Origin of the sequence: Salinicoccus kekensis (assembly GCF_900220995.1) — a bacterium.
Lineage (GTDB): Bacteria > Bacillota > Bacilli > Staphylococcales > Salinicoccaceae > Lacicoccus > Lacicoccus kekensis.
In genome coordinates this window covers 107,193-124,823 of sequence record NZ_OBQF01000001.1, presented here as the reverse complement: position 1 = coordinate 124,823, position 17,631 = coordinate 107,193, and the positions used below count along the sequence as shown (strand labels likewise).

The 17,631-nt window shown below is 52.4% G+C and carries 18 protein-coding genes; 4 read left to right on the top strand and 14 right to left on the bottom strand.

Annotated features, from left to right (window positions below; all coding sequences use genetic code 11):
• Positions 1 to 26 precede the first annotated feature (26 nt).
• A complete protein-coding gene (locus tag CRN96_RS00560; RefSeq protein ID WP_097038076.1) occupies positions 27 to 290 on the bottom strand; it encodes a hypothetical protein in 264 nt (87 codons plus the stop codon).
• 274 nt (positions 291 to 564) lie between these two features.
• Between CRN96_RS00560 and CRN96_RS00555 the strand changes: the two genes are divergently transcribed.
• Positions 565 to 780: a DNA-dependent RNA polymerase subunit epsilon gene (locus CRN96_RS00555; RefSeq protein ID WP_097038075.1), complete on the top strand. Its 216-nt coding sequence runs from the start codon at positions 565 to 567 to the stop codon at positions 778 to 780.
• Entirely contained in the window at positions 777 to 2,471 is a 1,695-nt protein-coding gene (gene rnjA / locus CRN96_RS00550; protein ID WP_425442504.1) for a ribonuclease J1, read from the top strand. Before CRN96_RS00555 ends, rnjA begins: the two co-directional genes overlap by 4 nt.
• A 386-nt stretch (positions 2,472 to 2,857) precedes the next feature.
• Here rnjA and CRN96_RS00545 read toward each other — a convergent pair whose 3' ends face one another.
• The 9 genes from CRN96_RS00545 to auxA all read right to left on the bottom strand — a co-directional run bounded on the left by CRN96_RS00545 (position 2,858) and on the right by auxA (position 12,170).
• Positions 2,858 to 3,517, bottom strand: a complete 660-nt coding sequence (locus CRN96_RS00545) for a potassium channel family protein (protein WP_097038073.1) — start codon at positions 3,515 to 3,517, stop codon at positions 2,858 to 2,860.
• Between the two features lie 117 nt (positions 3,518 to 3,634).
• Positions 3,635 to 4,660 (bottom strand): cytochrome d ubiquinol oxidase subunit II, encoded by a 1,026-nt coding sequence (locus tag CRN96_RS00540; RefSeq protein ID WP_097039615.1) that lies wholly within the window; start codon positions 4,658 to 4,660, stop codon positions 3,635 to 3,637.
• A gap of 5 nt (positions 4,661 to 4,665) precedes the next feature.
• Entirely contained in the window at positions 4,666 to 6,015 is a 1,350-nt protein-coding gene (locus CRN96_RS00535; RefSeq protein WP_097038072.1) for a cytochrome ubiquinol oxidase subunit I, read from the bottom strand.
• A gap of 207 nt (positions 6,016 to 6,222) precedes the next feature.
• On the bottom strand, positions 6,223 to 7,947 hold the full coding sequence (ptsP, locus tag CRN96_RS00530; protein ID WP_097038071.1) for a phosphoenolpyruvate--protein phosphotransferase: 1,725 nt from the start codon (positions 7,945 to 7,947) through the stop codon (positions 6,223 to 6,225).
• Entirely contained in the window at positions 7,947 to 8,213 is a 267-nt protein-coding gene (locus CRN96_RS00525) for a phosphocarrier protein HPr (RefSeq protein ID WP_097038070.1), read from the bottom strand. The genes ptsP and CRN96_RS00525 overlap by 1 nt, the downstream gene beginning before the upstream one ends.
• 110 nt (positions 8,214 to 8,323) lie before the next feature.
• Entirely contained in the window at positions 8,324 to 8,776 is a 453-nt protein-coding gene (locus tag CRN96_RS00520; RefSeq protein ID WP_097038069.1) for a hypothetical protein, read from the bottom strand.
• 61 nt (positions 8,777 to 8,837) lie between these two features.
• Entirely contained in the window at positions 8,838 to 10,022 is a 1,185-nt protein-coding gene (locus CRN96_RS00515) for a class I SAM-dependent rRNA methyltransferase (RefSeq protein ID WP_097038068.1), read from the bottom strand.
• A complete protein-coding gene (gene hutG, locus CRN96_RS00510) occupies positions 10,019 to 10,933 on the bottom strand; it encodes a formimidoylglutamase (RefSeq protein ID WP_097038067.1) in 915 nt (304 codons plus the stop codon). Before hutG ends, CRN96_RS00515 begins: the two co-directional genes overlap by 4 nt.
• Positions 10,905 to 12,170, bottom strand: a complete 1,266-nt coding sequence (gene auxA / locus CRN96_RS00505) for a lipoteichoic acid stability factor AuxA (protein ID WP_097038066.1) — start codon at positions 12,168 to 12,170, stop codon at positions 10,905 to 10,907. The genes hutG and auxA overlap by 29 nt, the downstream gene beginning before the upstream one ends.
• Positions 12,171 to 12,368: 198 nt before the next feature.
• Here auxA and CRN96_RS13195 point away from each other — a divergent pair, with 198 nt between their 5' ends.
• Complete coding sequence (locus CRN96_RS13195) at positions 12,369 to 12,533, top strand: hypothetical protein (RefSeq protein WP_179647061.1); 165 nt, start codon at positions 12,369 to 12,371, stop codon at positions 12,531 to 12,533.
• 127 nt (positions 12,534 to 12,660) lie between these two features.
• On the top strand, positions 12,661 to 13,053 hold the full coding sequence (locus tag CRN96_RS00500; protein ID WP_097038065.1) for a hypothetical protein: 393 nt from the start codon (positions 12,661 to 12,663) through the stop codon (positions 13,051 to 13,053).
• A 209-nt stretch (positions 13,054 to 13,262) separates the two neighbouring features.
• Here the strand turns inward: CRN96_RS00500 and purD are convergent, their stop codons facing one another.
• From purD to purM, 4 genes are read right to left on the bottom strand one after another with little or no spacing between them, the layout of a single operon-like run.
• Positions 13,263 to 14,516 (bottom strand): phosphoribosylamine--glycine ligase, encoded by a 1,254-nt coding sequence (gene purD, locus CRN96_RS00495; protein WP_097038064.1) that lies wholly within the window; start codon positions 14,514 to 14,516, stop codon positions 13,263 to 13,265.
• A 44-nt stretch (positions 14,517 to 14,560) separates the two neighbouring features.
• Positions 14,561 to 16,036, bottom strand: coding sequence for a bifunctional phosphoribosylaminoimidazolecarboxamide formyltransferase/IMP cyclohydrolase (gene purH, locus CRN96_RS00490; protein ID WP_097038063.1), 1,476 nt, complete (start codon positions 16,034 to 16,036; stop codon positions 14,561 to 14,563).
• Positions 16,033 to 16,617, bottom strand: coding sequence for a phosphoribosylglycinamide formyltransferase (gene purN, locus CRN96_RS00485; RefSeq protein WP_097038062.1), 585 nt, complete (start codon positions 16,615 to 16,617; stop codon positions 16,033 to 16,035). The genes purH and purN overlap by 4 nt, the downstream gene beginning before the upstream one ends.
• A complete protein-coding gene (gene purM, locus CRN96_RS00480; protein ID WP_097038061.1) occupies positions 16,610 to 17,629 on the bottom strand; it encodes a phosphoribosylformylglycinamidine cyclo-ligase in 1,020 nt (339 codons plus the stop codon). The genes purN and purM overlap by 8 nt, the downstream gene beginning before the upstream one ends.
• Positions 17,630 to 17,631: the final 2 nt, after the last annotated feature.

Genomic DNA, 17,631 nt, shown 5'->3' with positions numbered 1-17,631 from the left:
TAAAAAAACCCGTGAATCCACGGGTTTTACAGGAAATCATCCCGGCGTTCCTTGAACGGGATGTTTTTTTCATAGAGCAATGGCTTCAGTTCATCGAACGTCTCCAGGTCCAACACTTCAGGATCCTTGACGTGCCTCGGCCGGTGGATGTCCCCCGTGCCTGTCCCGTCCGAGTATTCGTAGTTCATGACGACGCCCCTGTCACGGACATTGAACTCGAGACGGCTGAACTCACGGTCTTCGCGTTCCGACTCCATCATGATCCGCTTCAATAAGTCTTGTGCTTTCACATGCTTCCCTCCATTCACTTCCATTATAAAGTCTTTGCATGCCGGTCGTCTATATTGTAGAATAAAAATAAGTGTATATGGGGGATGTGGCCATCCTGACGTGACGGTTACGCTGGAGATGCAGAGTGGCCGGGACGCATCCCTGGGAGAAGAAGTTTATTAGGCAGTGAATTCAGGAAGAAAGATTAATCCTAAAATTGTGCTTAACTTATATTGAGCACAATTTTTTTGATGATAATAAAAACCAATATATATATAAAAAGGAGAAATGGAAATGGCAGTATTCAAAGTGTTTTACCAGGAAAACCTGACAGACCGCATCATCCGTGAAGACACGTTCACAAAGTATTTCGAAGCCGAGTCAGAAACGGAAGTGCGGAGGATTTTAAACGACTCCGGCTACAACATCGAATTCATCGAGGAACTCAGCGATGCTCACCTGAATTACGAAAAAGAAAACAATTCACAATTTAAGGTGGAGAATTTATAATGGCACTTGAAAAACAGGAAGTCGGCGTATTCGCGCTGGGCGGTCTTGGTGAAATCGGCAAGAACACCTACTGCGTCGAATACAAAGACGAAATCATCATCATCGACGCCGGGATCAAGTTCCCGGATGACGAGCAGCTCGGGATCGACTATGTCATACCCGACTACAGCTATCTGATCGAGAACAAACATAAGATCAAAGCGCTCGTCGTCACACATGGACATGAGGACCACATCGGCGGCATACCGTATTTATTGAAAGAGCTGAACGTACCGATATATTCCGGCCCGCTCGCACTCGGGCTGATACGCAACAAATTGGAAGAGCATCGTTTGCTGCGTACGGCGGAACTGCATGAAGTCCAGGAGGATACCGTACTCGACTTCGGCACCATGACCGTCGACTTCTTCCTCGTCACGCACTCCATACCGGAAGCGTACGGCGTCGTCGTCAGGACACCGGAAGGCAACATCGTCCACACCGGTGACTTCAAATTCGACTTCACACCCGTCGGAGAGCCTGCAAACATCGCGAAGATGGCACAGCTCGGTGAAGAAGGCGTATTGTGCCTCTTGTCGGATTCGACGAATGCGACCGTCCCGAACTTCACGATCAGTGAAAAAGCGGTCGGCCAGAACGTCGAGGACATCTTCAGGAAATGCACGGGCAGGATCATCTTTGCGACATTCGCATCGAATATATACCGTGTGCAGCAGGCGATCGACGCCGCTGTGAAGCTCGACCGTAAAATATGCATCTTCGGACGCAGCATGGAGAACAACATCAGGATCGGCACCGAGCTCGGCTACATCAAGGCGCCGCCTGAGACGTTCATCGAGCCGAAGATGATCAACAAGATCGAAAAGCACAAAGTCATGATACTGTGCACAGGTTCCCAGGGTGAGCCGATGGCCGCCCTTTCAAGGATCGCGAACGGCACGCACCGTCAGATCAGCATCATCCCTGATGACACGGTAATATTCAGTTCATCACCGATCCCGGGCAACACATTGAGCGTCAACCGCACGATCAACTCGCTCTTTAAAGCAGGCGCGGACGTCATCCACGGCCGCCTGTCCAACATCCATACGTCGGGCCACGGTTCCCAGGAGGAGCAGAAACTCATGCTTCGCCTCATCAGGCCGAAGTACTTCATGCCGATCCACGGCGAGTACCGGATGCTGAAGCTCCATAAGGACCTCGCCGTCTCAACAGGCATGGCGGAGGAGGACGTATTCCTGATGGAACTCGGCGATGTGCTTGCGATGACCAAGGATTCGGCACGCAAGAGCCACCGCGTCCAGGCCGGCACCGTCTTCGTCGACGGCATCGGCATCGGGGACATCGGCAACATCGTCCTGCGCGACCGCAAGGACTTGTCAGAAGAAGGACTCGCGATCGTCGTCGTCTCCATCGACTTCAAGAATAAACAGCTCCTCAGCGGACCGGACATCATCTCCCGCGGCTTCGTCTACATGCGCGAATCCTACGGACTGATCCGCAGTGCAGAGAAGAAGATCAAGGACGACGTCAATAAACTCCTTGAATCGAAGGATAAAGTCGAATGGTTCAACGTCAAACAGGTCATCATCGAAGAACTCAGCCAGCACCTTTACAGAAAGACCAAACGCAGCCCGATGATCCTTCCGATGATCATGAGGGTCAATGACGAGAAACTTCAGAAGAAATAAATAAGCATGAAGCCGGGACTTTTGTCCCGGCTTTTTTATGTGCTGGTGGTGCGGGGGCGCTGGTGGTGTTTAGTTAAGGTCGGAAAATGTCGTAACTAAACGTTTGCGACCCGCAAGTGTTTAGTTGAGGCTGGAATATCTTGTAACTAAACGTTTAGGACCCGGTAGTGTTTAGTTGAGGCTGGAATATCCCGTAACTAAACGTTTGGTAGCTGGTGGTGTTTAGTTAATCCTGAAAAATCTCATAACTAAACGTTTAGAGCCCGCTAGCGTTTAGTTACGACTGCCAAAAGCCATAACTGAACAGCATTGCCCGGCCACACCGACCTCACGACAAAAAAGAGACTGGTCACACCAGCCTCTCATCTCTCCATATAAATAAATCCCTAATCCATCATCTTTTTCTCAAAGGCGGTGAGATCACTGTCCTCGCCGATGGCGATCAGTATATCATCCCGCTCGATCTCGAGGTTCGGATCCGGGGAGACGAGTATGTCGGTCCCCCGCTTAATCGCGATGATGCTGATGCCATAGACTGCGCGGATATCCAGTTCGAGAATCGAACGTCCGGCGAGTTTTTTTCCGGCAAGGTACTCCACGACTGAATATTCATTGCTCAGTTCGATATAATCCAATACTGAGCTCGACATCATCTTATGTGCGATGCGGCGTCCCATGTCGCGCTCGGGATGGACGACATAATCCGCACCGATCTTTTCGAGCACCCGCGCATGATATGTGCTCTGGGCTTTCACCGTCACACTCTTGACGCCGATATCCTTAAGCAGCAGTGTCGTCAGTATGCTCGACTGGATGTTGTCGCCGATCGCCACGATGACATGGTCGAAATTCCTGAGCCCGAGATCTCTCAGGACAGATTCCTCCGTCGTATCGGCGATCACCGATTCGGTTGCGATATCCTGGAAATCCCTCACCCGCTCGGCATCCCTGTCGATCGCCAGCACATTGGCATCCAGTTCATTCAGTTCCTCGACTATGCTGCCGCCGAACCTGCCAAGTCCGATCACCGCAAATTCCTTCTTCATTTCCGACTCCCCCGCTCTTCATATCATAATTCATATAATAAACTTCTCACTGCAGAATTCAACATATAAATGAAAAAGCCGCACCTCAAATTTGAGGTGCGGCTTGTATCACTTCAATCAGTATCCTTCCTCATTCTTCCCTTCCACATACTCCGCATTGAAGATGAAGAGCCTGAGGAGGAGTATGAGGCTCGGTATGAGCAGCAGCAGGCCGAGGACGAAGGCAACCGTCAGGCTGAATGCCATCGCTTCGTTCACGACGCTCGTGTTGATGTCAATGTAAGGATACAGTATATACGGCAGCTTGCTGATGCCGTAGCCGTAAAACGCAAATCCGAACTGCAGCATGATCATGATGAATGCAAGGCCGAAGTTCCGCTTCTTCCAGATCAGGAAGACCGCGATGATCATCGCAAGCAGGCTCAGGCCGAATAAATACCAGTAATCCTGTGCCGACTGGAAGTGCTCATAGTTGTGCTCCCTGAGGCTCAGGAAAGTGAACTGGCTGATCACAAGCATCGGCAGCGACCAGATCAGAAACCAGTTCCTGAACGTCTCCATGGCGTCTTTATTTTTCGCCTTTGATGCATAGTACGTCAGGAATCCGCTGGAGATATACAATACAAGGATGATCGCAAGGAACACGATCGTCCATGCATAGGAACTGAAGAACAGCTCCTGTATGTTCAGCTGCACCCCGTCGCCGTCCTCGTATATATATCCGCCTTCCGAGATCACCAGCACCACCGACAGTGATGCCGGGATCAGAAGCCCCGTCACCCCGTACAGGAACGCCCAGGATTTACGCGGTTTCGTCGCACTCGCGTTGAATGCATAGTAGCTTCCGCGTATCGCGAGGAGGATCAGTGCGATGCTCCCCGGTATCAACAGCGTGGTCCCGAGATAGTACGCGGTGTCCGGATAGAATCCGACGATGCCCACGAAGAAGAACACGAAGAATACGTTCGTCACTTCCCAGACCGGGCTCAAATAGCGCTGGATGATATGGCTGACCGTCCGGTGCTGGCCTGTCTCTATCGCATAGTAGTTGAAGAACCCGGCCCCGAAATCGATCGCCGCAACGATGATATAGCCGTACAGGAAAGTCCAGAGCACCGTGATTCCGATCAATTCATAATTCAGATCCATCATTTGGCATCCACTCCCTCACCGTAATATTCCGCACGCGAAGCTTCCGCCGAACTGTTGTTGAACATCTTGATCAGTACATAGGCACATGTGAATCCGAGTATGATGTACAGGATGATGAATGCAATCAGCACGAGGCCGAGTCCATCCGCATTGGTGACGGCTTCCGCCACCCGCATATAACCCCGTATGATCCATGGCTGACGCCCCATCTCCGCCAGGAACCAGCCTGCCTCGATCGCCATCATGGACAGCGGTCCGGTCAGGAAGTAGGCATACAGCAGCGCCGGATGGTGTTCGTTAAAGCGGGTGAACTTCTTGACGATGAAGTAGATCACCGAGACGCCGAAGGCATACATCCCGAAGAACACCATCAGGTCAAAGAAATAATGGATGACCATGGGCGGATGTTCTTCTTCCGGTATGTCATTCAGACCGGTCACCTCCGTATCAAAGGAGTTGCCCGACAGGAAGCTGAGCGCCCACGGGATCCTCAGCGCGTAATTCACTTCCTGTGTCTCTTCATCAAGCACGCCGAACAGGACCAGATCGGCATAAGGCTCAGTCTCGAAATGCCACTCCATCGCGGCCAGTTTTTCCGGCTGCTCATTGTGGAGGAATTTCGCTGAGAAGTCTCCTGCGACTATTGTAAGTAAACTCATGACAAGGCCGATGGCCATCGTCACTTTCAGACCCTTCATATGATATTCGCGGTCTTTTTTGAATTTATTTTTAATCAGCTTGAATGCTGCAATTGATGCAAGTATGAATGCTGCGGTCATATAGGCCGTTGCCACGACGTGGAAGACCCTCACGTAGACCGACGGGTTGAACATCGCCGCAATCGGGTCGACGTTGACGAATGCGTCTTCGGCCAAATCGAATCCGGCAGGCGTATTCATGAATGAGTTCACAGATGTGATGAACACCGCCGACAAAGTTGAACCGATGACGATTGGAATGTTCAATAACCAGTGATGCCAAGGGTTTTTGAACCGGTTCCATGTATATAGGAAAATACCCAGGAATATAGCTTCAAAGAAAAACGCAAATGTTTCCATGAACAGAGGCAGTGCGATGAGCTGTCCGCCGAGCCTCATGAAGTCCGGCCATATCAGCGACAGCTGCAGGCCGATGATGGTCCCCGTCACGACCCCGACTGCGATCGTTACGGTGAATCCTTTGGCAATCCGTCTTGCCATAGTCATATACTGGGAGTCTTTATTTTTAATACCCAAAAATTCCATGACCATAATAACGATTGGTATGCCGACACCCAAAGTGGCGAAGATTATGTGGAAACTGAGTGTACTCGCCGTTATTATGCGTCCTAATAGAACATCATCCACTTTTATCACTCCTTATATCCGTATCCCTCATTATATATCCAAATCACCGGATTTCAATTCTCATCCATGACAATATTGTGAAAAAATGTTCAATAAAATAAAAGACAATTCAACACCGCCAAAATATGGATGCCGATACGGTAAAATAAAAAAAGGCACATGAAAATTCACAGTCGGACAGCGTGAAATTCATGTGCCGTATGCACATTACAGACGTTCGGTATACTCTTTGACAAGTGCGGTCACCGTATCTGAATCCGGTGAACGGAGTGCCGCTTCAACCAGATGCTCCATATCCGTCTTTTTAAGGTTTTTGATCTGGCTGCGTGCTTTCAGCACACTGCCTGCACTCATTGAAAGTTCATCGATTCCGAGGCCGATGAGGAGTGGCATGGCAGTCGGATCCCCCGCCATCTCACCGCACATCCCGACCCATTTGTCCTCGCGGTGTGCGGCTTTCACGACGTTGTCGATCAGCCGCAGCAATGCCGGGTGGTAAGGCTGGTACAGATAGGATACGTTCTCATTCATCCTGTCTGCAGCGAATGTGTACTGGATCAGGTCGTTTGTACCGATGCTGAAGAAATCCACCACTTTTGCGAATTCATCCGCAAGGATGGCAGCGGACGGGATTTCCACCATGATGCCTGTCTCTATATCATCCCTGACGTCCACCTTGTCCGCCTTCAGTTCATCCCTGCATTCGATGAGCAGTGCTTTCGCCTCTTCGAATTCCTGGATGGTTGCGATCATCGGGAACATGATCTTCAGGTTGCCGTGTACACTTGCACGGAGCAGTGCACGCAGCTGGGTCCTGAAGAGTTCTTTATTGCCGAGGGCCATACGGATGGCTCTGTAGCCGAGGAAAGGATTGAGCTCCTTCGGCATGTCGAGGGCCGGCACTTCCTTGTCGCCGCCGATGTCGATCGTCCTGACGATGACAGGTTTATCGTCCATCTTTTCAAGCACGGTCTTATACGCTTCATACTGCTCGTCTTCAGTCGGCAGCTTGTCGCGCCCCATGTAGAGGAACTCGGTGCGGAACAGCCCGATGCCTTCTGCACCGTTATCAAGCACGCCTTCCACGTCGTCCGGCGTACCGATGTTCGCGCCGAGTTCGACCGTGATGCCGTCCTGCGTCTTCGTATCATCATCTTTTAATTCAAGCAGGGTTTCGCGCTCGCGCTTCAGCTCGTCCGTCTTCAGCTCGTAAGCCTTGATCTCCTTTTCATCCGCCCCGGCGATGACGTCTCCGGCGGTGCCGTCGACGATCACGATATCACCGTCGTTGACTGAAGCCGTCACCTCTTTGGTGCCGACGACCGCCGGGATCTCAAGGGAGCGTGCCATGATTGCCGAATGCGATGTACGGCCGCCTGCGTTCGTCACAAAACCTTTGACGAAGCGCTTGTCGAGCTGGGCGGTGTCGGAAGGCGTCAGGTCATCGGCAATGATGATGACTTCCTCATCAATCGATGCCGGATCCGGCAGTGCACGTCCGAGCAGATGTGCAAGCAGGCGCTTCGAGACATCTTTGATGTCCGCTGCACGCTCCTTCATGTATTCGTTATCCATCTCTTCAAAAGTCTTCAAATACTGGTCGCGCACCTCGACGAGTGCCTGCGGTGCACTCAGCCCGCCGGTGATCTTCCCTTCGATCGGGCCGATGAATTCCGGATCATCGAGGACCATGAGGTGTGCTTCGAAAATCGCAGCATGCTCGGGTCCTACGGTCTCTTCTGCATGGTTGCGGATTTTGGTGACCTCCACTTTCGTCTCGTGGAGGCCATTTTTGAATTTCTGCACTTCATCTGCCGATGCACTGCCGTCGATTGAAGTTTCGGTGAAATTCAGGTCGGGTTCGACGAGTGAGTAGGCTTTTGAAATCGCAATGCCGTCACTTGCGCCGATCCCTTTCAGTATTTTTGACATCAGCCAGTCAGCCCCTCTTTGCTAAGAGTATCCGTCACTGCCTGCAGTGCTTCTTCTTCATCATTCCCGTCTGCATAGACAGTGACTTCCGAATCTTTGCCCACTCCGAGTGACATGACACCCATGATTGATTTCAGGTTGACTTTCTTGCCGTTGTACTCCAGCTGCAGATCCGAATCAAACTTGGATGCCGTCTGTACGAGGATGGTTGCGGGCCTTGCATGTATACCTGTTTCGTCTGTTATGAAATATGATTTTTGCTCCATTGCTGATTATCTCCTTTTTGTCGTGAAATGAATTGATTGTGTTTACAGCATTGCTTAATATGATTTTATCACCTTGGACGGGACAAATGCCAACAAGAATGTCCTAAGGGTCAGGCGGCCTGATTCCTTAGATGTTCCACCACATGTTCGATATGGTCATCGCCGAGTTTCTTCATCAGGAAGTAGCTGACCCCCGCCCCGAGCACATTGCCGAGGAGCGTCACCAGGCCGAACCTGCTGAACTTCTGCTTTTTGCTGAATATGCGGAAGACGAACGGGGTGACGTTTTTCCGCATCAACTCACTGCCGATGCTGGTCCCCATCACCCAGGCACGTGTCATGAGATCATCACTCGTCGTGGACACATCATCATGATCCACCTCGAAGATTTCCTCGATCTCGCCGTAGATATCCTTCATCAGCTTCATATCTGTGCCGACATCAAGGAACGGGATCGGAAGGATCGCAGCGATGGCTGAGGTCCTCGCTTTTTTCTTGACCAGCTCCTGCGCCTCTTCCTGTTTCTGCTTCAGATTCTGCTCAGTGATTTGATATTGAACCATAAATAACCCTCTCTCCATAAGAATACTTATCTAGTGTTTACAATACCCAAATCCCTGTTTTCTAATCGTTGGCAAGCTTTATCGTGACGATTTTCAAGTACTTGCCGCTCTTGTAGCCTTTGGTCGTTTTGAAGTCCTTCGGCAGCCCCTTGACATCCTTCAGGGTGTAACGGATGCCGAGTCCGTTCATCGTCTCATCGATCTGTTTTTTGAACTGATTCAGTGTGAACGTCTCCAGGTTCTGGCTTAAGATCAGTTCGCCGCCGGGTTTCAATATCTTAACCGCTTCGCGGATCAGCTGCGGATAGTCGCGCCCGACCTTGAAGAATTTCTTCTTGTTCCGGCTGAAGCTCGGCGGGTCGATCAGTATGACATCGAACTGCTGGTTCTTCCTCGCCGCATATTTGAGGTATTCAAAAGTATCCATAATGTGTATATGGTGGTTGTCGAGCGGAAGATCGTTCACATTGAAGTTGTCCGTGACGAGTTCCGTCGTCCTTCCCGCGAGGTCCACGCTCGTCGTCGACATGCCGGCCATGGCGGCCGCGACTGAAAAGGAGCCGCTGTATGAGAAGAGGTTCAGGAACGTCTCGTTATGAGATCTTTTATTGTTGAGGAGCGTCTTCCGCGTCTCGCGCTGATCCAGGAACAACCCGGTCATCGGGCCGGTCTTCAGATGAACGTTGAAGCGCATGCCGCTCTCGGTCACCACGATCTTCTCCGGCACATTGCCCGTCACGTGGTTGTTTTCAATCTGCATACGGCCGTCGATTGAAAATCTCGTCTGCTCAGTGATCGAGTCCGGCGAGAGTGCCTCTATCAGCACCTGGACGACCAGATTGCGGATCTTGTAGATTCCTGCGGAATAATAGGTGATGAGCAGGTGCCCGTTGAAATTGTCGATGGACAACCCGCCGATGCCGTCGCCGATTTCATTGAAGATGCGGAAGACATCCGTATCCTCCTGGTTGTAAAGCGGCGTCCGATCCTCGATCGCCCCGGTGATCTTTTCCCTGATGAATGCTTCATCTATAGGTGTATCCTTGTCGTGCGAAAGGATCCAGCCGTGTGTCCTCTGTTCGAAGCTCATCATCGCATAACCGATGAACCCGCCGAGGTAATCGGTCAGTTCGACCACTTCGCCGTCCTTCAAAAAGACGGAGTCGCTCAAATCTTCTTCGTTGATATTCAGTTTACCATTATGGAAAGGTTTCTCTGCACCTTTTTTCAATTGTATGACATTCATCTGAAAGCATCCTTTGTAATGAGGAATTTGTGTAGCAGGCTTGCGGCGAGCGCACTCGTCCGGTCACCCTGATCAAGCGGCGGTGCCGTCTCGCTGATGTCGAAGCTTGCGAGGTTTTCGACGCCCGCAAGCCGTTCGATCAGGTCGTGTATCTCCATTGATGTGAAACCGTTCGGCAGCGACATGCTGACGCCCGGCGCATAGGCTGTTGCGATCGAGTCCATGCACAGCGTCGCAAAGACGAAGTCATAGCTTTCAAGCGCCTTGAACATGTAGCCGGTGACCTTCGGCGAACTCCGCATCTCGCCGAGCTTCGCATAGTTCACGTTGAGCGCATCCGCCGTGTCAAAAAGCGTGCCCGTGTTGCCGCTTTCCTGGATGCCGAGCACATAATAGTCGACGTCCGTGTCCTGCGTCAGTATTTGATAGAACATCGTCCCGGACGTCGCCTGATTCTCGATCCGGAGGTCGAAATGCGCATCGAAGTTCAGCACCGCGATCTTCGCATCGGGGTATGCTTCCCTGACACCGAGATAATGCCCGTAGAGCGTCTCATGCCCGCCGCCGATGATGAGCGGGAAATCACCGTTTCCGAGGATTTCCGCAGCTGCAGATCCGAGGGCATGCTGCGAGGTCTCGAGGTCTTCTGTCCCCATCACGGTGCCGTAATCGTAGATCTCCTCAGTATACGGCAGGCCCGCAAGCTTCTCGCGGACTTTGAACGGCCCTTCCGCTGCGCCGGCATGACCTTTATTGCGCTTGACGCCTTCATCGGAGGAGAAGCCGAGGAGGACGGGTGCCGCACTCCCCGGCTGTTTCTCCTCGTAATCTTCGATCACCTGATGGATGCGTTCCTTTACATCCGGGTTATCGATGCGGCCTTCAAGTTTTTGCTTTTTTATTTCTGTCATTTGCAGTCCCTCCATTGAATTCTTTAAAGATGCTGAATAATACAAGCGGTGTCGTGAGCACCACCAGTACGATGTTGAACGGCAGGATGAAGAGCGAGAGCTCCACCTCGTGGAAGACGGTGATGAACAGGCTCACCGTAAGCTTCAGCCACAGCGCGATGATGACGATCATCTGCCTGTTGTAGTAGATGTTCTTCCACAGGTTCATGACGGTGAAGTACAGGTAGAGAAGTGCCAGCACAAGCGTCAGGAACAGGTTGATCCATTCATACAGATAGCTCATCTGCGACAGCCTGAAATAGCCTTCCGTGAATACACCCTGCCTGTTGTTGAATTCCACCCCGATGAATACGAGGACGAGCAGGCCGAGCAACAGCTCGAGGTAATTGACCTTGAGCCATCCCGGGATCCCGATTTCGAGGAAGTCCTTCGTGCGGTTGAGCAAACGGTTCCTGAACTGGTACATCTTCTCCGAGAACCCGAGATATTGGTTCGGATTCAGTTTGCTTATGCCGCGCTTCGAACTTCTGGATAATTCTTCTTCACTTTTCGTTTTCGGTTTTTTGAGCAGGTTTTTGGATTTGGATAAAAAGACCCCCACCCACAGCGCCATCAGTGCGAGCACCAGCACGAGGGCGAAGAACATGTTGATGCTGAGGACATCCGTCGGGTTCAGTGCATCCTCGATGTTCGAATATACGGCATTCTGCGTGAAGAAATACGCCACGCCGTAGAAGAACATGATGATCATGTAATGCTCTTTCCGGTGCTTCGGGTTCAAATATTCATTGTAGATGTTGTAAAGCAGATGGACCATGAATGCGATGAAGAATAAAATCGCCCACCAGCCATAGACCTGCATCATCAATATGGTTGTAATGATGAATAAAAACAACGCAAGCCCAAGGAAGAAGAAAGACAGCATCCCATCATACCTCGTCGTGTCCCTGACCGTCTTGCCGACCTTGAACATGAAGACGCCGAACAGGATGAGCAGTATGCCGGCGATGATCGGGAAGTTGCCGATCAGGATCGACAGCATGTTCGTCACTTCAAGGAAGAAAGCATTGAACAGATCCCATATCGTATCGATCTCCGATTCATCCACAGGACTGCCTTCTGCAGCACCCCGTATCCTTCCGGTATTAAATAAAATGAAAACACCTAATATTATGAAGAATAAGCCGAGCAGCAGGCTGATATGCACTTCACTCTGACTTCTCAATTTTTTAAACATCCAGTTCACCTCAGTCCCTCACCATTATAGTAGAAATACAGGAATATTGCATTATACAAGCGGCTGCATATGTGTGCGGCCTCATGATTTTATTTGAAAATTTTTTTGATCTCCATGTTTACTGCAGGAGGCCCTGGGTATATATAGAGTACAGATAATAATATAATATAATGATATTCTCCCAGGAGAGTGATACAAGTGGCTTTGGACAAGGATAAAAAAGATGTATTCGAAGAAGAGAAACGCGAACAGGCTCGTGAAAAAGAGCGTGACGCGAAAGAAAATACAAAAGATCTAGAAAGTGATGACGCGAAAGAAGGCGAACAGGAAACAAAGGAAAACCTCCAGGACGCCTATGAATAGCACCATAATCTAAGGGCTTTAAGTTTCACCTTATAGTTTTTGCTTTATGCAAGATGCAAGAAGAAAGCACCCGCATGCGACGGGTGCTTTTCTTTGTGTTTGGGGATCTGATGCGGAGGTCCGGATTGTGTCTCCGGATCCGGACGGAGATGCCGATGCTGAAGCGGCTGTCTGGATTTTGTCTTCAGATCCGGACGGAGGTGCCGATGCTGGGGTCGCTGTCAGGATTTTTTCTCCGGATCCGGACGGAGACACCGGTGTTGGGGCCGCTGTCAGGATTTTTTCTCCGGATCCGGACGGAGGTGCCGATGCTGAGGCGGCTGTCAGGATTTTGTCTTTGAATCCGGATAGAGGTGCTGGCGATGACACCGCTGTCGGGATTTTATTCTCATGCCCCATCTTCAATCGCAACCTGCACCATGAAATTAGCGTAATCTTGCGAAGTAACATCCATATTCCCCAGCCTTCACTCGAGATATGGCTGAAGTTGCGAAATCGACACCCGAAATCGCAACTTTAACTCGGAATGTGAACGGAGGTTACGAAATCAGCACCCGGAATCGCAATGTTGGCCCAGGTTGTCGCCGGAGGTTGCGAAATCAGCATTCCAAATGCCAAAAACAGACTGAAACCAGTTAAATCTGCTCCTCACTTAATATGCGAGCATGCGTGAGACACACGCGAAATCCGCACAAAATAAAAACACCCGCAACCGCGGGTGTTTCCAACTTACTTCATCGCCCTGTAGCCGATGTCCTTCCGGTAAAAGAGGTCATCTGTCCCGTATTCGATCTGGCCGACGCCTTCGTAAGCGGCTGCGGCCGCTTCCTCGATGGTGGCGCCGTGGCCGGTGACGAGCAGCACCCTGCCGCCGGATGTGACGACGGTGCCGTCTTCATTCCGGTCCAGTCCGCTGACGAAGCAGCGTGGCATGAGCGTTTCCGGAACCTTTACAGGCTTCCCTTTCTTAAACGCACCCGGATAGCCCTGGCTCGCGAGCATCACACCCGCGACGCATCCGGTCCGCCATTCGAGTGAAAACGGCTTTTTATGATACATATTCTCAAGCACTTCTCCGAGGTCGCTTTCCAGCAGATTGAAGAGCACCTGTGCTTCCGGGTCGCCGAATCTTGCGTTGAATTCGATGACCTTCACACCGTCTTCGGTGACGATGGCGCCGAGGTACATCACGCCGAAGTAGTTGAGGCCTTCATCCACAAGCGCTTTTGCCATCGGCCTCACGATTTTATCGACAGCCTCCATGCGCAGGCTCTCCGGAATATGCGTCACCGGTGCATAGGCGCCCATGCCGCCGGTGTTCGGTCCCGTGTCCCCATCGAAGGCGCGCTTATGGTCCTGTGCCATCACTTCGAACGGATAGATGAACTCCCCGTTCACAAGCACCATCAGGCTGAACTCCTCGCCTTCCATGAACTCCTCGATGACGACGTGGCCTTTCGAGTCCGCCATCATGTCACGGACCGCCGCGCGGGCGGTCTCGATGTCCTGTGCCACGACGACGCCTTTACCTGCAGCGAGCCCGTCCTTCTTGACCACGATCGGTGCACCCACCTGGTTGACGTAGTCCAGCGCATCATCATGGTCTGTGAATATTTCGTATTTCGCGGTCGGGATATCATATTTCTTCATGAGGTCCTTTGCGAAAGCCTTCGATGATTCGAGCTGTGCTTCCAGTTTCCTCGGGCCGAACACTTTCAAATCATGCTGGCGCTCGAGGAAATCCGCCATACCGCCGGATAACGGCGCTTCCGGACCGATCACGACCCACTCGATTTCTTCACGGTCGCAGATCTTCCCCACTTCACCAAAATCTTCCAGGTCGATGTCCGGCACAAGCTTTGCCATATCGCCCATCGCATAGTTTCCGGGTATCGCGACGATCCCGCTCACGGACGGTGATTCATGAAATTTTTTGACGAGCGCATGCTCACGGCCGCCACTGCCTATCACTGCTACTTTCATATTTTAAAGCCTCCATCACAAAATAAAATACGCGTATCCATTGATCAGTGCTTGAAATGGCGCATGCCGGTGAAGACCATGGCAATGCCGTGTTTGTTGCAGAAGTCGATCGACTCCTGGTCGCGCTTCGAGCCGCCCGGCTGGATGATCGCCTTGATGCCATGCTTATGCGCGAGCTCGACGGAGTCAGGCATCGGGAAGAAGCCGTCGCTTGCGAGCACCACATCGCCATCAAGCCTGATGGCCCGGTCGGCTGCGATCTTCAGCGCGCCGACGCGGTTCATCTGACCGGCACCGATGCCCACTGTCTGTTTGTCATTCGCGAGCACGATCGCATTCGACTTCACGTGCTTCGACACTTCCCATGCAAGGGCGAGTGCCTTCATCTGCTTTTCGGTCGGCGACGTCTCCGTCACCACTTCGATCGACGACGGGTTCAGCCTGCCGGTGTCACGGTCCTGGACGAGATACCCGCCGGAAACGCTGACGAATTCATCGCCGTCGACTTCTTCTGTGAAATCGACCGTCAAAAGTCTCAGGTTTTCTTTATTATCGAACACTTCAAGTGCACCGTTCGTGTAGGATGGTGCAATGACGACTTCCAGGAACACCTTGCTCATCGCCTCGGCCGCCTCACGGTCCACCGGACGGTTCAGCGCGACGATGCCGCCGAAGATCGACTGGCTGTCCGCTTCGAACGCATTGTTGAACGCCTCGACCATCGTCTCGCCGGTGCCGACGCCGCACGGGTTCATGTGCTTCACGGCAACCGCAACCGGGAGGTCGAACTTTTTGGCGAGCGCGAATGCACTGTCGGCGTCACGCAGGTTGTTGTAGCTGAGCTGCTTGCCCTGAAGCACGGTCGCATTCAGTATCGTGTTCTTATCATCCGTCGTCCGGACGAGCTTCGCATCCTGATGCGGGTTCTCACCGTACCTCAAAGTGCGTTCGCTGTCGGTGAAGTAGCTGACGATCGCACGGTCGTACTCGGCCGTGTGCCTGAACGCACGGATGCTCAATGTGCGCCTGTACTCGAGGTCGAGCGTGCCTGCTTCGATATGCTCAAGCACTTCATCATAATCCTGCGGGTTGACGACGGTCGTGACATGCCTGAAATTCTTAGCAGCAGCCCGGAGCATCGTCGGCCCGCCGATATCGATGTTCTCGACCGCTTCCTCCTCCGTGACGCCCTCTTTTGCGACCGTCTCCTTGAATGGATAGAGGTTGACCACCACAAGGTCGATCGCCTCGATGCCGTTCGATTCCATCGCCTCCACATGGGACGCATTGTCGCGGTCTGCGAGTATGCCGCCGTGAATCTTCGGATGGAGCGTCTTCACGCGGCCGTCCATGATCTCCTCAAATTGAGTAAGATCGCTTACGCTTGAAACATCGACGCCGAAACTTTTGATCTTCTCGTAAGTGCCGCCCGTGGAATAAATGTCATAGCCTGCCTGAACGAGCCCCTTCACGAAATCTTCAAGGCCCGCCTTGTTCGATACGCTGATTAATGCTTTCATTGTTCATCCTCCTGACGTTTTGCCAAAATCATCCGCACTGCCTGCGGATAGAGCTGGTATTCAATGCTGTGGACTTTATTTTCCAGTTCTTCGAGCGTGTCCTCCGGCGCCACATCGACGGGCACCTGGGCGATGATCTCACCCGTATCGATGCCGGCGTCGACGAAATGCACGGTGACCCCGGTCTCTCTCACGCCGGCGCGGAATGCATCGCCGATCGCGTCCGCGCCCTTGAAATCCGGGAGCAGCGACGGATGGATGTTGATGATCTTCCGCGGGTACCTGCCGACGAAATCTGCGGACAATATCCGCATGAATCCGGCGAGCAGTATATATTCGATGTTGTACATCCTCATTACGCTTAAAATGTCGCTCTCAAATTCCGCCTTCGTCGCGTACTTCTCACGCTCGACGACGATATAGTCGACATCATGGTTGATGGCACGCTGGATTGCGTATGCTTCGTTGTAGTCCGAGATCAGCAGGACGATGTCGATGCCGATCTCCTCCTGCTTCCGCACCAGATTTTCAAAATTCGTGCCGCCGCCGGAAGCGAAGACGGCAACGCGGGGTTTAGTCATGGATCTCAATCCCTGCTTTGCCGGTAACCTCACCGATCTTAACCGCCGCCTCGCCCGCATCACGCAAGGCACTGAGTGCCGTGTCGGCGTCAGCCGCATCGACGATGACGACGAAACCGATGCCCATATTGAAGACGTTGTACGCTTCATCCTTGCTGATGCCGCCCTGTTCGATCAGCCAATTGATGACCGCCGGGACTTTGATCTCACCCGTCGAGATCTCGATGCCGAGACCCTCGGGCACTGCGCGCGGCAGGTTCTCGACGAAGCCGCCGCCGGTGATGTGGCTCATCGCTTTGATGTCCACCTTCTCCATCAGACCCCTCACCTCACGCACGTAGATGCGCGTCGGTTCAAGCAGACGGTCTATCAGCTTTTCGCCTTCGAGGTCCGCTTCAACATCGATATTGTTGTCGGCGATGATCTTCCTCACCAGGCTGTAGCCGTTCGAATGGACGCCGCTCGACGGCAGGCCGATGATGACGTCGCCCGCCTTGACTCTCGCGCCGTCGATGTAATCCGGCTTCTCCACCGCACCGACCGCAAAGCCTGCGAGGTCATATTCGCCGGGTCCGTACATGCTGCCCATCTCGGCCGTTTCTCCGCCGATCAAAGCGCAGCCCGCCTGGACGCATCCGTCGGAGACGCCCTTCACGATATCCGCAACCGTCTCCGGCACCACTTTTTCAACCGCTATGTAATCCAGGAAGTAAAGCGGCTCCGCACCGGTCGTCAAAATATCGTTCACACACATGGCCACCGCATCGATGCCGATCGTATCATGACGGTCATGGTCGATCGCAAGCTTCAGCTTCGTGCCGACACCGTCCGTGCCGGATACGAGTACCGGCTGTTTCATATTCAGCTGCGACAGATCGAACCCCGCACCGAAGCCGCCGAGGCCCCCGAGCACTTCCGGCCGCCTCGTCCTCTTCACGTGTGATTTCATCTGTTCGACCGCTTCGTAGCCCGCTTCAATGTCCACGCCGGCTTTTTTATACTGCTCGCTCATCA

Coding starts and splice junctions, on each gene's coding strand:
- ptsP (WP_097038071.1), bottom strand. CDS start 7,947: ATGTCAAAAATACTGAAAGGGATCGGCGCAAGTGACGGCATTGCGATT.
- purH (WP_097038063.1), bottom strand. CDS start 16,036: ATGAAAGCATTAATCAGCGTATCGAACAAGGCGGGCCTTGAAGATTTC.
- auxA (WP_097038066.1), bottom strand. CDS start 12,170: ATGTTTAAAAAATTGAGAAGTCAGAGTGAAGTGCATATCAGCCTGCTG.
- CRN96_RS00520 (WP_097038069.1), bottom strand. CDS start 8,776: ATGGTTCAATATCAAATCACTGAGCAGAATCTGAAGCAGAAACAGGAA.
- purM (WP_097038061.1), bottom strand. CDS start 17,629: ATGAGCGAGCAGTATAAAAAAGCCGGCGTGGACATTGAAGCGGGCTAC.
- hutG (WP_097038067.1), bottom strand. CDS start 10,933: ATGACAGAAATAAAAAAGCAAAAACTTGAAGGCCGCATCGATAACCCG.
- purD (WP_097038064.1), bottom strand. CDS start 14,516: ATGAAAGTAGCAGTGATAGGCAGTGGCGGCCGTGAGCATGCGCTCGTC.
- CRN96_RS00555 (WP_097038075.1), top strand. CDS start 565: ATGGCAGTATTCAAAGTGTTTTACCAGGAAAACCTGACAGACCGCATC.
- CRN96_RS00525 (WP_097038070.1), bottom strand. CDS start 8,213: ATGGAGCAAAAATCATATTTCATAACAGACGAAACAGGTATACATGCA.
- purN (WP_097038062.1), bottom strand. CDS start 16,617: ATGACTAAACCCCGCGTTGCCGTCTTCGCTTCCGGCGGCGGCACGAAT.
- CRN96_RS00515 (WP_097038068.1), bottom strand. CDS start 10,022: ATGAATGTCATACAATTGAAAAAAGGTGCAGAGAAACCTTTCCATAAT.
- CRN96_RS00545 (WP_097038073.1), bottom strand. CDS start 3,517: ATGAAGAAGGAATTTGCGGTGATCGGACTTGGCAGGTTCGGCGGCAGC.